The organism is Amycolatopsis sp. lyj-346 (assembly GCF_046548975.1).
In the GTDB taxonomy this organism is placed as follows: domain Bacteria; phylum Actinomycetota; class Actinomycetes; order Mycobacteriales; family Pseudonocardiaceae; genus Amycolatopsis.
This window is the reverse complement of the sequence record NZ_JAJPWT010000077.1, coordinates 1-543: the sequence shown is the minus strand read 5'-3', so window position 1 is coordinate 543 and position 543 is coordinate 1. Positions and strand designations below refer to the sequence as shown.

The 543-nt window shown below is 65.9% G+C and carries 1 pseudogene; it reads right to left on the bottom strand.

Going from position 1 to position 543, the window contains the following annotated elements:
- Nucleotides 1-487, bottom strand: a pseudogene (locus ACLJQE_RS44780) (IS5 family transposase); the annotation flags it as partial.
- Nucleotides 488-543: the final 56 nt, after the last annotated feature.

Below are 543 nucleotides of genomic sequence, written 5' to 3'. Positions count from 1 at the left end.
ACCACCGCCTCGAACGTCAGGTGGTCGTTGCGGTTGGCCGCGGAGACGACCACCGCCAACGGCAGGCCACCACGCTCGCTCATCGCGTGGATCTTCGAGCCCGGCTTGCCCCGATCAACCGGGCTGGGGCCGGTCAGATCCCCCCTTTTACCGCCCTGACCTGCATGGCGTCCACCGACGCTCGTGACCAATCGATCGCTCCGGCGGAACCGAGCAAGTCCAGCATCATCTGGTGCAACCGGGCGAACACCTCCGCCTCGACCCACTCGGTGAATCGGCGATGCGCGGTCGCAGCACTGACCCCGAACGAGACCGGCAGCGCTGACCAGGCACAACCGGTCTGCAGCACGTACAGGATCGCGGCCAGCACCGCACGGTCGTCGAGCCGGCGCCGACCTCCGCCCTGGTGGCGTTGCGGCACATCGGGCAACAGCGGGTACGCCAGCAGCCACAACGACTCCGGGCACCACTTCTCCACATCAGTCATCGCTGATCAACGATATCGTCCACCCGGCAACACAACCAAATGAGATGCGGTCTTAG